Origin of the sequence: Paenibacillus curdlanolyticus YK9, from assembly GCF_000179615.1 — a bacterium.
Lineage (GTDB): Bacteria > Bacillota > Bacilli > Paenibacillales > Paenibacillaceae > Paenibacillus_T > Paenibacillus_T curdlanolyticus.
Window position 1 is genome coordinate 266,640 of the sequence record NZ_AEDD01000011.1, and the last position, 16,616, is coordinate 283,255.

A 16,616-nucleotide genomic window follows, 5' to 3' on the forward strand; every position below is an offset into this window, starting at 1 on the left:
GTTATTTTGAAACTTATTTTTTCGACAGCAAAAAAGCCTCCTGTTGGGCGTGTGATTACGCCTTTGCAGGGGGCTTTTCCCAATCCAATTAGGGGCATTCCTTTATCGGTTCGATATTCAACGAACGGGCGTTCCATTCGGTACATCAGCATCCGGCGACAGAAGAACAACATCCCCTTCTGCAGGGACACCGCCGATGACGAGCACCTCGGATTTGAACCCGGCAATTCGTCTGGGTGGAAAATTGACCACTGCGGCCACTTGACGCCTAATAAGCTGCTCCGGCGAATATCGGCGCGTGATTTGTTCAACTATGCATCCTCGTCATGGAAGAGTCTGTTCATTCATTATACGAAATGAGGAACGAGAAAAGAGCACAGACTGCCGTTAGATAACGGGCCTGCGCTCTTTTCTTTGAAGCATGGTTGAAACCGATTTCATATTCAGCATATAACGCTATTAGAGCAGAGTAATGCCTAAACCTTTATATTCATTCACAATTCGTTCGGGCCAAATCGAAGCTTGAACCTGACCGATATGCGCTTTTTCGAGCAGGAACATGCAAAGACGCGATTGGCCAATGCCGCCGCCAATTGTATAAGGCAGTTCGCCGGCCATTAATGCGCGATGGAAGTCTAATTCCATCCGTTCCGAGCAACCCGCTAAACCTAATTGCAGCTCCAGGGAGGCTTCGTCGACACGGATGCCCATGGAAGATAATTCGAATGCAGACTTCAAAACAGGGTTCCAAACCAGAATGTCGCCGTTAAGGCTCCAATCGTCATAGTCAGGGGAACGGCCATCATGTCGGATGCCGGATTTCAGCAATCCGCCTATTTGCATTACAAAGACTGCGCCGTATTGGCGAGCGGCCTCGTTCTCGCGTTCCTTCGGCGTCAAATTCGGATATTCGTCTTCCAATTGTTGCGAAGTAACGAATGTAATCGTTTCTGCCAGTTTGTTTGCAAAGCAAGCGTAGCGCTCGTTTAACTGTTTTTCGGTATTTTTAATCGCGTTGTAAATGGTTTCCACGGTTTGACGAAGCGTTCCGAGCGTACGTTCCTCGTGAGAGATGACACGCTCCCAATCCCACTGGTCGACATAAATGGAGTGATGGTTGCCCACAATCTCGTCGCGCCGAATAGCGTTCATCCGAGTGAATAAGCCTTCTCCATTCGAAAATCCGCTGCGCTGCAGCGCCATCCGCTTCCACTTGGCCAAAGAATGGACGATTTCAATGGATTGCTCGCCAATATCGCTGGCCGTAAAACGGACAGGCGTTTCGGAGCCGTTCAGATTATCGTTGACGCCGGTGCCGGAAAATACGATCAAAGGTGCTTCAATATAGGTTAGGTTTAACGCGGAGGATAGTTCTTTCTCGAAGGTTTGTTTCAATTGATGAATGGCGGAGTAAGTCTCTTTAACATTAAGCTTGTTAGCCGAATCTCGGAAATCGATTTCAGATAAGGAGACTGATGGATTCATAATCTACCTCTTTCCAGTATTTAGAATTTTATACTATGATTCTATCAGAATAGTGCTTCGATGTAAACTATTGTGACGTGTGAATTTTTTATCAATTTTTGTTGGTTTTGACGACAAGCTGGGTTGACGACCGACCTGCATAGATTTACCATGAAGGCATAATATTAACTACACTTCATAGGAGCGCATAAACAGCAAACAATACATGATAGGCGAGGTGGCGAGTATATGAGAGATGACGAGTTGGATTGGGGAGATCGTGAAGTATACAAAGTAATTGTAAATCATGAAGAGCAATATTCGGTTTGGCCGGCTTTGCGTGAGAATGCTTTAGGGTGGAACGATGTTGGCAAAGTAGGAACCAAAGCCGAATGCCTTGAATACATTCAAGAGGTCTGGACAGATATGCGTCCGCTGAGCTTGCGGAAGAAGATGGAAGAGTTAGATAAGGATCGTGGATAGTAACCTTTCGAATCAGTGGAGGAGGTAGCTGAGAAAGCAGGCTGCCTTATTTGTGTTGATGGACAATGATATTCCTTCCCTGCATGCAGCTTCTTTCATGATTTTGTACACCTTGTCAACGATTGCCTGAATAGTGTACCATTAATCTGCGCAATCGTTTGCATTCCAAATTTATGAAAGAGGAGCATGGCGGAACATGATAATTAATCTCCCTTTTATTCAGCCAAACAAAGACAAATATTTGCTTGATCAAGTGAATTGTATCGAGAAGCCATTATCGATCGTCGCGGAGAGCAAGAGGAGCCAATTTTCGAACTACTATATCATGCTGATGAAATGTTTCTCGGCCTATCGAATTAAATCATTGACGAGGGGATCGGGCGATCCACAAGAAATATACGAGAATACGACGGAGGTGATGAATCTTCTCGGTCTGAGAGTGAATCATTATCCTGTAAGCAAAAACATGCATGCTATTATTCGGGAACAAATTAGCCAGCAAAAGCCTGTGCTCGTATTTGGGAACCTGCGTATGCTCTATTATTCCCATCATTATAGAACGTCGGACTGGAATCATTTATTTTTAATTAAGGGATACAACGACGATACAGATGTCTACGCCATCATGGATAGTGCGCAAAAGAAGGATGAAGGCTACAAATTCGAAGAATTCGTCATTACTTCCGAGCAAATCGACAATCTGGCTGCGTCCGCTCATGAGCGATTCAATAATGCGTGCTTCTTCTCAATCGAGCATACCGCACACGAGCCGGTGGAGTTCGAATTGCTGATTGCCTGCATCAAGGAGATTATAGAAGCGCCCCTACTCAATAATGAAATTGTTCAAATGGAGTTTCATCAGAAAAGCAGCGATATCGATCGTAAAAAAAATGAAGATATCGGAACACAGCTGCTCTGGTTGATTAAATCGAAAGAGGTTCTCTATAAGGAGTTAATCCAGCAATTAAGGAAGCTGCTTCAGCATGATGCGCTCATCCAGAACATGGAGGAAACAGCTGCACGGCTTATTCAAGAATGGAAAGCGGTTATTCCGCTTTATTTGAGAAGTATGCTTAGAAAAAACATGACATTTGACGTAAGAAGTAGCTCGCTTAAAGCGCTGGAATCGGAGAAGCGTTTAAAAGCAATTCTTACTGAAATATTATCCATTCTCAACGCCTATCAGGAAAGTCATAGCGATCAGAAGTCGAGCACACGGTGGTTTGAAGAAAATAATGAAGAAGGCATTATCACGATTGAGAATGAAACGATACAGTTCAACTATGTTTCCGAAACGGAATATCATTACACGAATTGCCCGAAGGTCATGCTGCCCAAAAATACATTAGCGGCGCAGCGAAGTTTTGTTTATAAAGTAGATATTTCTATTCTTAATACACCGCACGTAAATGCTTATCAGGCGGGCATTGTGTTTCGAACGAGCTATGGAGAGACATTTATCTGGGGCATTTTTAGTAATGAGAAGGTCGTATTGTCCAAGGCGGTCGATCCGATCTTCAGCGTGAACATGGCCGATGTGAAACGATTGCAGATTAGGCTGGAGCCGAATGGCGAGTATGTATTCTCATATGGCGTTCATGAGGATGCCGTTATTGATGTGTTCCGGACGAGCGCACTCTTCACCATTTCTGAGATCGGGGTGGGAGGACGGAATTGGTATTCGGTGGAATCGCTGAAACTAGCTTTTAAGCCCGAGATTGAAGTTAATGCAAGCGTTGAAGTGAATGCTTAAAAAAATAGAGCCTTCCTTAGCCTACAAGCTGGCCCGGTCTGTACCGGAGCTGGCTTTTTGTGCTTGGTGAAGTTAGAAATCTTGTTATCAGCAGGCTAACATTACGACAATGGAACGAACGGCTCGGACGAAAACGCTTTATTGTTGTAGAGCGTAATATTACACATATTCTCAGTAAGATGCGACTTGTCGACATTTACATTTCACATTACCATTGTTAATTATAGAAAACTCTTCCTGATTGCTCGTATGGAAGAGTAGAGGTTGAGGATTCATGAACAATTCGTAACCAAATGCGAAAAAATTGTTCAGAATTTTCAGAAATTAAATGGAAAAGAGGGAAAATCATGAAACTAGAAGAGATATCGAAAAATGCGGCTGCCAGTGCGCAGCACAGCATTTGCGAGCTTTTCGAACAAGCAGCTAAAAGGAAGTCAGACGCTGTCTGCATCGAACAGGGAGCAGACGTGTATACCTATCGCGAAATCGATGAGCGATCGAACCAGCTGGCCCATTATTTGCTTAACAAAGGGGCAGCGCGTGAAACGATCATCGGCATCTATCAGGATCGTTCGCCGGATATGATCATCTCCATGCTGGCTGTGTTGAAAGCTGGAGCCGCCTATGTCCCGCTAACGACCGCTTATCCGGCCGAACGGATTGCGCATATTGTGCAAGAAACGCAGCTCCGCCTGCTGCTAACCAGCTCCCCATTAGAGGGGACCGTTGCTGACATCGCACCGACTGCTGCACTGGAGTGCCTTTCACTCGATCTGGAATGGGAGCAAATTCAGGAACAACCGTCGGTCTCGCCAGCTGTTAAGCCCGCTCCATCCGATCTGGCCTATGTGATCTATACGTCCGGGTCGACCGGCAAGCCGAAAGGCGTCATGATCGAGCATCGCGGGCTTCCTAATCTCGTACAGGAGCAAATCGCGGCGTTCCAATTGACCGCACAAGACCGCGTGCTGCAATATGCAGCGTTCACGTTCGATGCATCGGTATCGGAAATCTTGACGACGCTGATTGCCGGAGCCGCACTCGTTCTATTGCCGCCAACGGGGACGTTCGGGGGCGACGAGCTTTATCAGCTTATGAAAGAAAAAGAGATTACGGTCGTCACCCTGACGCCATCCGTCCTCGGTACGCTTCCGCAGCATGAACTGCCAGCCCTCAAAACGGTTGTAAGCGCAGGAGAAGCTTGCACCAAAAAGCTAATCGGTTATTGGAGCTCCAAGGTGAACTTTGTGAATGCCTATGGCCCTTCGGAGGCGACGGTCTGTGCCACTATGCATACCTGCGTGCCGGACATGGACACGGTGTCGTTAGGCAGCCCGATGAATGGCGTGGCGGTCTATGTGCTTGACCCGCAATTGAACACGGTCGCACAGGGCAAAACTGGCGAGCTCTATCTATCCAGCGTTGGCTTAGCACGCGGGTACTTAAACGAGCCTGAACTAACGGCCAAGCATTTTATTCCGAATCCGTTCAAGGATGGCTACAGTGACCGACTGTACCGAACAGGCGATATCGGCCGGGTGAATGCGAGCGGCAGTCTGGAATGGATGGGGAGAGAGGATGACCAGATTAAGGTTGCTGGCGTTCGCGTCGAGCTCGGCGAGGTAGAGCACAGCTTGCGGAACCATCCGCAAATCCAGGAGGCGGTCGTTACTTATCATTATAAGAAAAATGCGATCCATGCTTACCTGCAGCCAACCTCGGACGTGAAGCCGAACATAAGCCAGATCCGCAGCTATTTGGAAACCCTGCTGCCGAATTATATGATTCCTGCAAGATTCATGTATGTCGAAAGCTTCACCATCACGATTAACGGCAAAGTGGATCGGAATCTGCTTCCGGCCATCGAAGATCTGCGTCCTGAGCTTGAGGCGGATTATGCAGCGCCGCGCAATGAGCTGGAGCAGGCGCTGTCCAACATTTGGAGCGAAATTCTCAACCTCGATAAAGTCGGCATTCGCGATAATTTCTTCGAGCTGGGCGGTCAATCGTTAATGGCTACCCAAATCGTATCCCGTATCCGCGGCTATCTAGGCATGGAAATCCCGTTATACGTCATTTTCGGGGCGAAGCCAACCATCGAGCAAACGGCTGAGGCCATCGAGCAGTATCAATTGGAACAAATCGATTCGTCGGAGCTCGAGCGGATGCTGCTGGAGCTGGAGCAGCTCGAAGGAAATTAGTGCAAACGCCATATTTGTTGAAAGCGAGGATTCAGCCGTGAAAATTTTACTCATCCAGAACATGGACTACTTATATCCTTGGGGCGGCGCCCATAAAGCCAACCGGATACTGATGGAGGGATTGGCGGCAAACGGCCATGAATGCATGGTCATTACGCCGTCTGCGGATGTGCAGGGCTTTAAGGAGTATTTCGAGAAGCAGCGCGAGGCGAAAGCGTTCGAAGTGTTAGAGGAAAATAAGGACCTGCTATGCATTCGCAAAAATAACGTCGTGGCATATACGGTCTTTAGCTTCTTTCAAATCTATTCGTTCGTCAGAGCTCAAATCCAATCGTTCCATCCAGACATAACAATCGTGTCGGAGCTTACGCATAATCAGCTAATGCTGGAAGCAGTGCTGGAAACAAATGCGAGAACGGTGCTTTTGTCGCACAGCCAAACGCTTCTACCCTTTGGCCCGGAAAGCTATCAAGAGAAGCCGGCGGATGTTCCGATGCTCAGAAGGCTGGATGGCATCGTTTCGGTAAGCAACTATTTGCAAGACTACACAAGGGTCTATGGGGGCCTCGATTCGAAGGTTATTTATTTCCCTTCCTACGGGGAAGGGCCATTCCCTTATCTGGGCAGCTTCGACAATCCGTATATTACCGTCATTAACCCTTCAGCGATCAAAGGCTTTTCCATCTTCATCGGGCTGGCAAGGGCAATGCCTCATCTGTCCTTTGCCGCGGTACCGACCTGGGCGACATCGGTTGAGGAACTGGACGAAATGAAGTCCTTGCCGAACATTACGATTTTGAAGCCAGCCGAAAATATTAACGATATCTATAAGCAAACGAAAGTGTTCCTGATGCCGTCCCTGTGGGGGGAATCGTTCGGACAAGTCGTAACGGAAGCGATGCTGCGCGGCATTCCCGTTATTGCGAGCCGTATCGGCGGCATCCCGGAAGCAAAGATGGGCATAGACTATTTGCTCCCTGTTAAGCCGATTCAACAATATAACACGTCCTATTTGCTCTCCTCCGTCATCCCAAGGCCGATTGTGCCGGATCAGGATCTTGCACCTTGGGTTGAAGCATTGACGAAGCTGACTTCCGATCGGGCGCATTATGAGGAGCTGTCGCGCATTTCCTATGATGAGGCTGCTGCTTTTCACGCGAAATTGGGCATTGCGCCATTCGAACGTTATTTTCAACAGTTAATCGATACGGTTGAAGATCGGATAACCATCGAGGTCCAATCAGAAGCGGACGCCAATAAGAGCAAGATGCTGGAGCGCATTCGCTCGCTCACGCCAGAGAAGCGGGAAGCGCTGCTGGCAACGATGAAGGAAGGCAGGTGAAAAAGGCTTGAACGTTTTGCTGGAGCGGATTAACCAACTGCCCCCCGACAAGAGACGGCAGCTGCTGGATAAGATCAAAACGAAAATGGCCAGCGAGCAGCCGCATCAAAGGATAGTGCCGCAGCCGCGCGTAGCGGGCGAAAATCGGTTCCCGTTGTCCTTCTCCCAACAACGGCTCTGGTTTTTGCATCAATGGGAGCCAGACAGTCCCTCCTACAATATCCCGTGCGTATTCGAATTTCGCGGGGATGTCGTGCCGTCCTTGCTTGAACAGGCGATCCATACGATCATCGAACGCCATGAGGTGCTCCGTACGACGTATCAGACAATAGGCGAAGAGCCTGTTCAAATTGTTCATCCGTTCATCCCGATCGGCTTGCAGGCAATCGATCTGCGACAGCTGCCCGAGCAAGAGAAGCGAACAAAGAAGGACGCGCTGATCAAAGAAAAGGCGCTTGAGCCTTTTCGGCTGAAAACCGAATTTCCGATCAAAGCTTATCTGTTCACGCTCAGTCCTGACGAGCATACGCTGCTTCTGAACATTCACCATATCGCCTGCGACGGCTGGTCCATCGGCATCATCCAGGATGAGATTATGAAAGCCTATATGGCTTATTCTCGCAACGAGCAATTGGAATTGCCGACGCTGAGCGTGCAGTATGCCGATTTTGCTAGCTGGCAGCGCAGCTATTTGACCGGGGATGTGCTCCGTTATCATCAAACCTATTGGCGGGAGAAGTTCCAAGGCGAGCTTCCGATCCTTGAGCTTCCGCTTGATAAGCCTAGACCGCCGGTGAAGAGCTTGCGCGGCGCGGATTTGGACCGTCCGATTGCCAAAGAGGCAGAATCCGCCATTAAGCGGTTCTGCCAGCAGGAAGACGTTACGCTGTACACGGCGATGATGGCGGCCTATGCGATTCTGCTCTATCGGTATTCGGGACAAGCCGATATTATTATCGGCTCGCCTATTGCAAGCCGCAATCGGGAGGAAATCGAGCGAAGCGTCGGATTTTTCGTCAACACTTTGCCGATCCGCATACGCTTGGACGAGCATGCGAGCTTCAGAGAAACGGTAATGCAAGTGAAGCAGCTGACGATGGAGGCTTCCGAGCATCAAGACTTGCCGTTGGATAAAATCATCGAGCCGCTGCATTTGGAACGAAACTTAAGCCACAGCCCGTTATTCCAAGTCATGCTTGTCTTGCAAAATATGCATATGTGGGGAGAAGAAGCGGAGGAGCTGACGATGGCCTTCCACGGCTCCCGAAATACGGACTCCTCGAAGTTCGATTTGACGTTCTCGATATCGCCGGGCATCGTCCATGCGGAGTACAGCACTGATCTCTTCGAAGAGGCCACCATTGCCCGTATGCTGGAGCATTACATGCACCTGCTGGAGCAGGGATGCGAGCAGCCTGAGCAGGCGATCGCGCAGATCGCCTTGATGTCCGAGGCCGAGAAAGAACAAGCCGTTAAACAGTGGAATGATACGGAGGCGGCTTACGAATCCGATTATCATCTCGTAGCCGGCATTGAAGCGCAAGCAAGTCGATATCCGCATCACGCCGCATTAGTATGCGAGGGCATTACCTATTCGTATAGCGAGATGAACACGCGCGCCAATCAGCTCGCTCATTATCTGATCTCGCAGCAGGTCGGACCTGACCAGGCAGTAGGCATTTTCATGGAGCGTACAGCGGATGTGGTCATCGCGATGCTTGCGGTGCTTAAGGCAGGAGGCGCATACGTTCAGATCGATCCGTCCTACCCGAAGGATCGCGTCCAGTATATGATCCAATCGTCGGGCATGCGCGTATTGATTACGCAGGATAAGCTCGCAGCAGACATCGATCCTCAAGGCGTATCCGTGCTGGATTATGATCGAGATCGACGTAGGTATGACAGCTTAAGCGGGGAAAATCCGGCAATTCGCACAACGCCAGAGCATCTTATGTATATGATTTTCACATCGGGAACGACTGGCATGCCGAAGGGCGTGGGGGTCGAGCTTCGCCAGTTCCACAACTACATTCTAGGCATGACCAAGCATTTGAACATACAGGAGCCGCTCAGCTATGCCTTAGCGTCCACGTTTGCTGCCGATCTCGGCACCACCAATATTTATGGCGCGCTATGCACGGGCGGTACGCTTCACGTGTTAACGTACGATCGCTCCTGCGATCCCGACGGGGTCGCCGATTATTTTCGGCAGCACCCGATCGACATCATGAAGGTCGTTCCCAGTCATTTTGAAGTGCTGTTGAGCGCTGAGCAGCCGCAGCATGTCATTCCTCACAAAGTTTTAATTCTTGCTGGCGAAGGCTTGAGCTGGGATACGGTAGACAAAATCAGAAAGCTTCGGCCGGATTGCCAAATTCAAAACCATTACGGACCTACCGAGACGACAGTGTCGGCGATGGCCTATCCGTTGCCGGGCGAGCTAAGCGAGCAAGGGCTGATGGCGGGCGGCGGCATGGTGCCGATCGGAAAGCCGATTGGCAACGTGCAAGCATATGTGCTGGATGCTCATTTGAATCCGGTGCCAGTCGGGGTACCAGGCGAGCTATATGTCGGGGGCAGCGGCGTATCGCGGGGGTATATCCATAACCCGGAGCTGAACGAGACTCGGTTCTTATCGAACCCGTTTCGAGAGGGACTCATGTATCGAACGGGCGATCGCGCGAAGCTGCTGAGCAGCGGCGATGTCACAATTTTGGGCCGTATGGACCGGCAGATCAAAATACGGGGCTTCCGCATTGAGCTCGGCGAAATCGAGTCCGTCATGACGGCATATTCGTTCGTGAAGGATGCGATCGTGCTGGTGAAGGAAGATCGCAAAGGCGATAAGCGAATTGCGGCTTACCTTGTTTTCGAAGCGTCTTCCTCTTCCGAAGAGGCGCCGATGGCGGAGCTCAAGAAGCTGCTCAAGCAAAAGCTGCCGGAATATATGATTCCAACGTACATGATCGAGCTGGATGCGCTACCGTTAACCCCTAACGGGAAGGTTGACCTCGCTGTGCTTTCTTCGATGGAGCTATCTATAGCGCCTTCGTCTTCCAGCGCTTTAACGCCCGAAACCGAAACAGAGACGCGGATTCTTGAAATCTGGAAGGACGTGCTGGACCTCGAGACGATCGGCATGGAGGACAGCTTCTTCGAGCTCGGCGGAGATTCCTTCAAGGCGTTGAAGGCAGTTCGCCGGCTGGGCGATTGGATTGGCATTATGGACTTTTTCAAGCATCCGACGATCCGGTCTATGGCGGCGTATATGGATGGCGGCGAACAGTCGGAGCATGGCATCATGCATAAGCTGACCAAGCCGGGCATACGGGAGCGGGTGTCGTTCGTTTGTGTCCCTTATGCCGGAGGCAGCGCCATCACGTACCAGCCGTTAGCTGCGCAAATGCCAGCGGGGGCTGCGTTGTACGCTGTCGATATTCCGGGGCATGAATATACGCGGAAGTCGGAGGGGCTGCTCGCGCTTGAAGAGGTAGCGCGGATGTGCGTGGATGAAATCGAAGCTTCGATTCAGGGACCCGTTATTTTATACGGGCACTGCGTGGGCGGCGCCTTAACGGTTGAGATCGCAAGGCAAATGGAAGCCAGGTCGCTTCCGCTGCAGTGCGTGTTTCTAGGCGGGACCTTCCCGATTGCTCGCATGCCGGGCAAGCTGTTCAACCTGTACTCAAAGCTGTTTCCGACAGATCGCAGCATGTCCAACAAGTCCTATCACGAGTTTCTGAAAGCGCTGGGCGGATTTACCGAAGTTGAGGATATGGCGGAGCGCGATTTCATGATTCGCTGCCTGCGGCATGACGCGCGCGAAAGCGAGAACTATTATACGAGAGCCTATTCGGTAACGAATTGGACCCCGCTCCATGCGCCGATTACATGCATTGTTGGCGAACGGGATCGGGCGACGGAATTTTACGAGGAACGATTCAAGGAGTGGGAATATTTCAGCAGCCAAGTGGAACTGGTCGTCATTCCACAAGCCGGCCATTATTTCTTGAAGCACCAAGCAAAGCTGCTAAGCGAGCTGATGGAGATCACCGCACAAGCCTCCGATCATGCGATGGGAGAGAGCAATGGCGAATTGGCGTTTGCTAAACAGCAGACTGCTGCGGCTGGCGCTGAGCAGCCGTCTGTGCCATGGCGCGCCGACTCGGGAGCTGTTGCGGACAAGCGCGCAATGAAGCCGAGCATTACGCCAAACATCCGCATGTTTATGATCGTCGTGCTCGGGCAGCTGCTATCCGTTTTCGGTTCAGGCTTAACGGGGATAGCGGTTGGCGTATGGATTTTTTCCCAGACAGGCGCGGTATCGGACTTTGCGGCGATCTCGGCAGCGTCGCTCATTCCCGGTATTCTTGCATTGCCCTTCGCTGGCGCTATCGTAGATCGATATGATCGGCGGCTTGTTATGCTTTACAGCGATATTTTGATGGCCCTTCCGCTTATAGCGCTGGCTATTTTAATGGCAACACACTCGCTGGAGGTTTGGCATATTTACATTACGTCAGCCGTCAGCTCCGTGACGCGATCCTTCCATCGGCCTGCGTTTGTCGCATCGATGACGCAGATTATCCCGAAGCAATATTTGGGGCATGCCAACGGGATTGTTCAATTAGCTGGCGCAACCAGCGAGCTGATCGCCCCGTTGATTGGGGTTGCTCTCTATGCGTGGATCGGGATGACCAATATTTTTATGCTGGACTTGGTCAGCTTCGCTTTTGCGATTATTTCCCTGGCAATAATTCGGTTTCCGAATACGTTGTTCCATCGGCAGGAGGAGCCGTTCTTTAAAGAAATGCTTATGGGCTGGAAATTTATTGCGCGAAGGCCTGCCTTGTTGTACATGATCGCTTTCTTCTTCTTGGGCAATGTGCTGTTTGGGTTAGCGACCGTATTGATTCAGCCGCTAGTTCTTTCCTTCGGCTCGCCGAGCGATCTTGCCGCCGTCTCGATGTTGGGCGCAATCGGAACCATGGTCGGCGGATTCGTCATGAGTTTGTGGGGCGGCACGCAACGAAGGGCAACAGGCATGGTCGGGTTCGTTATTATGGAAGGCTTCTTCATGATTATAGCCGGACTTCAACCAAGCTTGCTGTCCACAGCAGTCGGCATATTCGGAATCTGGTTTTCCGTTACGTTAGTGAATGCCCACTGGCAAGCGCTGATTCAGTCCAAAGTCGGGCTGGAGCTGCAAGGGCGCGTGTTTGCAACGAATCAGATGATTGCCATGTCCAGCATGCCGTTAGGCTACTTGCTGGCTGGCGTGCTTGCGGATTCCGTATTCGACAAGGCGATGCAGCAATCCGGGTTTCTCGCGGATACCTTCGGCCCGATCATTGGAGCGGGAGCAGGCAGGGGGATCGGATTACTCATTATTGTCGTCGGCATACTCGTTATGGTCTGGTCGACGATCGGCTTCAACTTCAAGCCCTTGCGTTATATGGAGGACAAGCTGGAGGATGCGATTCCGGATGCAGAGATTGCGGATAAAGATACTTTGCAGCGGAAGCTGGATCAGCGCGTTGGAATCGAACTTGTTAAACCGTCATAATACACAATAGGTGCAGTTTCTGGGAAATGATAATTTGAATTATGCCGTTTTATTTTATGTGGGAGCATAATAATGCTTTGAAAAGGAGGTTTGACTATTTCTTGCAAGAGGGTGTTCTTCGATGGGCTTTCTAAGCTTTCATCCCTATTCTGAACAGTGAATGGCAGAAGAATCCGCGAAGTGTCGCGGATTTTTTTATTTAGGCATGGCTAGATTATCTCAGGCTTTAATAAATGCTATCCATCTTGGAAGTTTAGTATAGTCCGGCATTTGCTCGGCAACGTACAATAAGCATGCCAGAAATGAAAGCGCTTTAATAATCGAATGGAAGGAGGGAGGTTAGGTAGGAAGATGGATAGTTGAATTCGTTTCATTTCTGGACAATTCGGTGGAGGTGCGGTATGAAGAAGAAGTCTTGGTGGGCGATTGCAATTACTTCTGTTTTATCTTTAACGCTCATGACGAACGTGTACGGTGCGTATGTATTTTGGGAGCCGCTTACGTATTTCAATTCTGCAACTTGGCAAAAAGCAGACGGTTATTCGAACGGCGGCATGTTTAACTGTACGTGGCGTGCGAACAACGTGAATTTTACGAGTGACGGCAAATTGAAGTTAGGCTTGACGAGCTCCGCCTATAACAAATTCGATTGTGGCGAATACCGTTCGACGAACAAATTTGGATACGGTTTGTATGAGGTGAGCATGAAGCCGGCGAAGAACACAGGCATTGTCTCTTCGTTCTTTACTTACACGGGTCCCTCTGACGGCACGCCATGGGACGAAATCGACATTGAATTCCTAGGCAAGGATACGACGAAGGTGCAGTTTAATTACTTCACGAATGGCGTAGGCGGACATGAGAAGGTGGTTGATCTTGGCTTCGACGCGTCCGTTGGCTTCCACACGTATGCGTTTAATTGGCAGGCCGGATCGATCAAATGGTATGTTGACGGGGTGCTAAAGCATACGGCGACTTCTAACATCCCGACCAATCCCGGCAAGATCATGATGAATATTTGGAACGGAACAGGCGTCGACAGCTGGCTCGGCGCGTATAACGGGGCGAATCCGCTTTATGCGGAGTATGATTGGACAAAGTATACGAGCAATTAAGCGAAGCGGGCTGTAAGTGATGCTCCAATAAGCTAGCAAGCCAAAGGCAGCCTGCCGCGGAGGCTGTCTTTTGTTATTTATAAATGGTTTATATTGGTGGTCATTTTCTCATTGTATGCGCATATCGTTACCAAGTATTATTGGATTATAAAAAAATGAAGATACATATTCAATTTTCAACATGCTAAATAAGTGCAATCAAAGTTGCAATCTTAGTATAGGCCATGAACTGCTAAATCCTTATGATGAACGTTGTAAGCACTTTGACCAAACAGGGGGAAATGCAGTTGAATAAACACAATAAAAAGTTGCTGCCGTCCGCGCTATTGGCGGGGATCATGTCACTGACAGCCGTTTTGAGCGGGTGCGGGAACGGCGATACGGCGGACAGCGGTAATAAAGAGGCTAGCAAGCAAGTTGCGGAGGGCTCTGATACAAGCAACGGCATGAAGGACGGCAAATATGATCCGCCGATTACGATTTCGTATTTGCGTCCTTGGGGACCTGATGTGAAATTCAAGTCGGGCGAAGATCAAGATAACAATGTCCATACCAAATGGGCGCATGATAAATTCGGCATTGATTTGAAAAACCAGTGGATCTCGCCGTCAACGAACAACGCATTCGAGACGAAGCTGCGGCTATCGCTGGCAACGAATGAAGAAATGCCGGATATCATCTCGTATCGCGGAGATCTGAACCTCGTTCGGGATTTGATTGATTCCGGCAAGTTCATCGATGCGGGCGAGTTGTTCGACAAGTACGCCAGCCAAACGTGGAAGGATGCGGTGAACGAGGATCCTTCCGTGTGGTATCCGTTCATGCAGGATGGCAAGCGGATCGGTATTCCGATTCTGGATTACGCTTACAATGGCGATCCGGTCATGTGGATTCGCGAGGATTGGATGAAGAAGCTGAACCTGCCTGCTCCGAAAACATTAGCGGATCTTGAGAAGGTCATGGATGCTTTCACGAATCAAGACCCGGATGGCAATGGCAAAAAAGATACGTACGGTCTGGCGATCGGCTTCAAAAACTGGATCAATACTTGGATGTCGGATGCAGGCTGGGTGTTCGGCGCATTCGGCACGATGCCTAACCAATGGAATAAAACGGCGGATGGCAAGTTGGAATACGGCACGGTAACCGCTGGCGCGAAGCAGGCGCTGGGAACGCTGCAAAGCTGGATGTCCAAAGGCTATTTGCCTACGCAAGCAGGCTTGTATGACGAAGCGAAAGCAGCGGAAGATTTTACGGCAGGAAAAGCAGGGATCGTGGTCGGACCTCACTGGATGCCGGCATGGCCGCTTGAGGACGTGAAGAAAAACAACAAGGATGCGCAGTACAAAGCGTACCCGATCCCAACGGGGCCAGACGGCAAAGCGGGAAGACACGGCACGGCCAACGTGAACGGCGCTGTTCTTATCAATAAAGATATGAAGCATCCAGAGGCGTTCTTCACCTACCAGAACTATTTGTTCGATCAGTTTGCAAACCCGTCAGTGGGCGGCGAGTTCGAGAACGGTCTCGCGGAAGGCTATGACTGGGTGATGCTAGACGGCAAGCCAGTAACTGATGCAGCCCATACCGGCGGCTATGCCCCAGAGAAATATACGCTTACGTTCGATGGCGCGCGGATTCCGAGCCTCATGATGCAGACCTTATCGAAATTGGCAGACGGAGCGGAGCCGACGACCCCGTTCGAGAAAAAAATCAAATCAAGCTCGCCGCAATCCATGCTTGAAGCGGCTAAGATCGTCATGAGCCAGAAGGATACCGTATTGCCGCAAATGTTCACAGGCGCCCCGACGCCTACGATGCAGACGAGCAATGATATTTTGCAAAAGATGGAGAAGGATATCGTTTCCCAGATTATTTATAGCAAAGTTTCGCTCGACGACTTCGACAAATTCGTTGCGAAATGGAAGTCTTCCGGTGGCGATAAAATTACGGAAGAGGTAAATGAATGGTACCAATCCGTCAGTGGCGGAGCGAAGTAACGTTTACGTTGAAGAGCAGCTTCCTGCGTAAGGAAGCCGCTGTATGAAAGAGCGGTTGCCCGAGCGGTGGGCCGTCAAATCAAAGGGCGGATTCCCGATGGGTAGTCCGCGATGTGGAAAAACCTTGCGTTTTTAAAACGTAGGGTTTTTCTTTTGTTTTGAGCTGCGTAACAAAACGGTCAGCTAATCAGACCAACGACCATGCGATCTCCTTGTTCTGGCATTGATGAATCGTGTGTTTATCGTCGGCAGCGAGCGGCCGTTTGCTCTAACGGACAGGGGAGCCGTTATTCGGCCCCAATCGGACACTTTTCTGCTGTAACGGACCCAGGAGCCGCTAAGTGAACGAATCAGTCCCTTTGAAGCTGCAAGTGGGCTAAATAACGGCTCTGGAGTCCGTCCCTCGTATTTAAGGGTTTATCTCACGAATGCTCTGCCATTCACAGGATTTCAACAACTTAGATGGCAGATACAGTGCAGAGTTGTAGGGGCGAGACTAGTCGATGGCACTTTCGGGTATGCGGGAACAGAAGTTACGCGTTTACGCACTTTCCATTGACGTTCTGCTGCACAACTCCACTAGTCCCTTGGAGGTTCACCCTCCCATGTCTCGACGGGTCATTGCCCTTACATTCCTTCGTTGTACCTGGCCAAGGCGTGGAGGCCGATCGCGTTTAGATGACGGGTCATAT

Annotated in this window: 8 protein-coding genes and 1 pseudogene; 7 read left to right on the top strand and 2 right to left on the bottom strand. The window is 50.0% G+C overall.

All coding sequences use genetic code 11. The features are described 5' to 3' along the window. Nucleotides 1-117: 117 nt before the first annotated feature. Both PAECUDRAFT_RS25395 and asnA read right to left on the bottom strand, forming a co-directional pair. Nucleotides 118-306: pseudogene (locus PAECUDRAFT_RS25395) on the bottom strand (tRNA-binding protein); the annotation flags it as partial. Nucleotides 307-459: 153 nt separating this feature from the next. Next, nucleotides 460-1,485: an aspartate--ammonia ligase gene (gene asnA, locus PAECUDRAFT_RS19965; protein WP_006039954.1), complete on the bottom strand. Its 1,026-nt coding sequence runs from the start codon at nt 1,483-1,485 to the stop codon at nt 460-462. A gap of 228 nt (nt 1,486-1,713) precedes the next feature. Here asnA and PAECUDRAFT_RS19970 point away from each other — a divergent pair, with 228 nt between their 5' ends. From PAECUDRAFT_RS19970 to PAECUDRAFT_RS20000, 7 genes are all read left to right on the top strand, one after another. Beyond that, the gene (locus PAECUDRAFT_RS19970) at nt 1,714-1,947 is read left to right on the top strand and encodes an MbtH family protein (RefSeq protein ID WP_006039955.1); all 234 of its coding nucleotides are present in this window, start codon (nt 1,714-1,716) and stop codon (nt 1,945-1,947) included. A gap of 196 nt (nt 1,948-2,143) precedes the next feature. Continuing rightward, on the top strand, nt 2,144-3,700 hold the full coding sequence (locus PAECUDRAFT_RS19975; RefSeq protein WP_006039956.1) for a cysteine peptidase family C39 domain-containing protein: 1,557 nt from the start codon (nt 2,144-2,146) through the stop codon (nt 3,698-3,700). A gap of 347 nt (nt 3,701-4,047) precedes the next feature. Then, on the top strand, nt 4,048-5,901 hold the full coding sequence (locus PAECUDRAFT_RS19980; RefSeq protein ID WP_006039957.1) for a non-ribosomal peptide synthetase: 1,854 nt from the start codon (nt 4,048-4,050) through the stop codon (nt 5,899-5,901). A 37-nt stretch (nt 5,902-5,938) separates the two neighbouring features. Further along, complete coding sequence (locus tag PAECUDRAFT_RS19985) at nt 5,939-7,243, top strand: glycosyltransferase family 4 protein (protein WP_006039958.1); 1,305 nt, start codon at nt 5,939-5,941, stop codon at nt 7,241-7,243. Between the two features lie 7 nt (nt 7,244-7,250). Next, a complete protein-coding gene (locus PAECUDRAFT_RS19990) occupies nt 7,251-12,809 on the top strand; it encodes a non-ribosomal peptide synthetase/MFS transporter (protein WP_006039959.1) in 5,559 nt (1,852 codons plus the stop codon). 401 nt (nt 12,810-13,210) lie between these two features. Then, nucleotides 13,211-13,924: a beta-glucanase gene (bglS, locus tag PAECUDRAFT_RS19995; protein ID WP_006039960.1), complete on the top strand. Its 714-nt coding sequence runs from the start codon at nt 13,211-13,213 to the stop codon at nt 13,922-13,924. Nucleotides 13,925-14,205: 281 nt separating this feature from the next. Then, nucleotides 14,206-15,924 carry an extracellular solute-binding protein gene (locus PAECUDRAFT_RS20000; protein WP_040713413.1) on the top strand — a complete coding sequence of 573 codons (1,719 nt, stop codon included), beginning with the start codon at nt 14,206-14,208 and terminating at the stop codon, nt 15,922-15,924. Nucleotides 15,925-16,616: the final 692 nt, after the last annotated feature.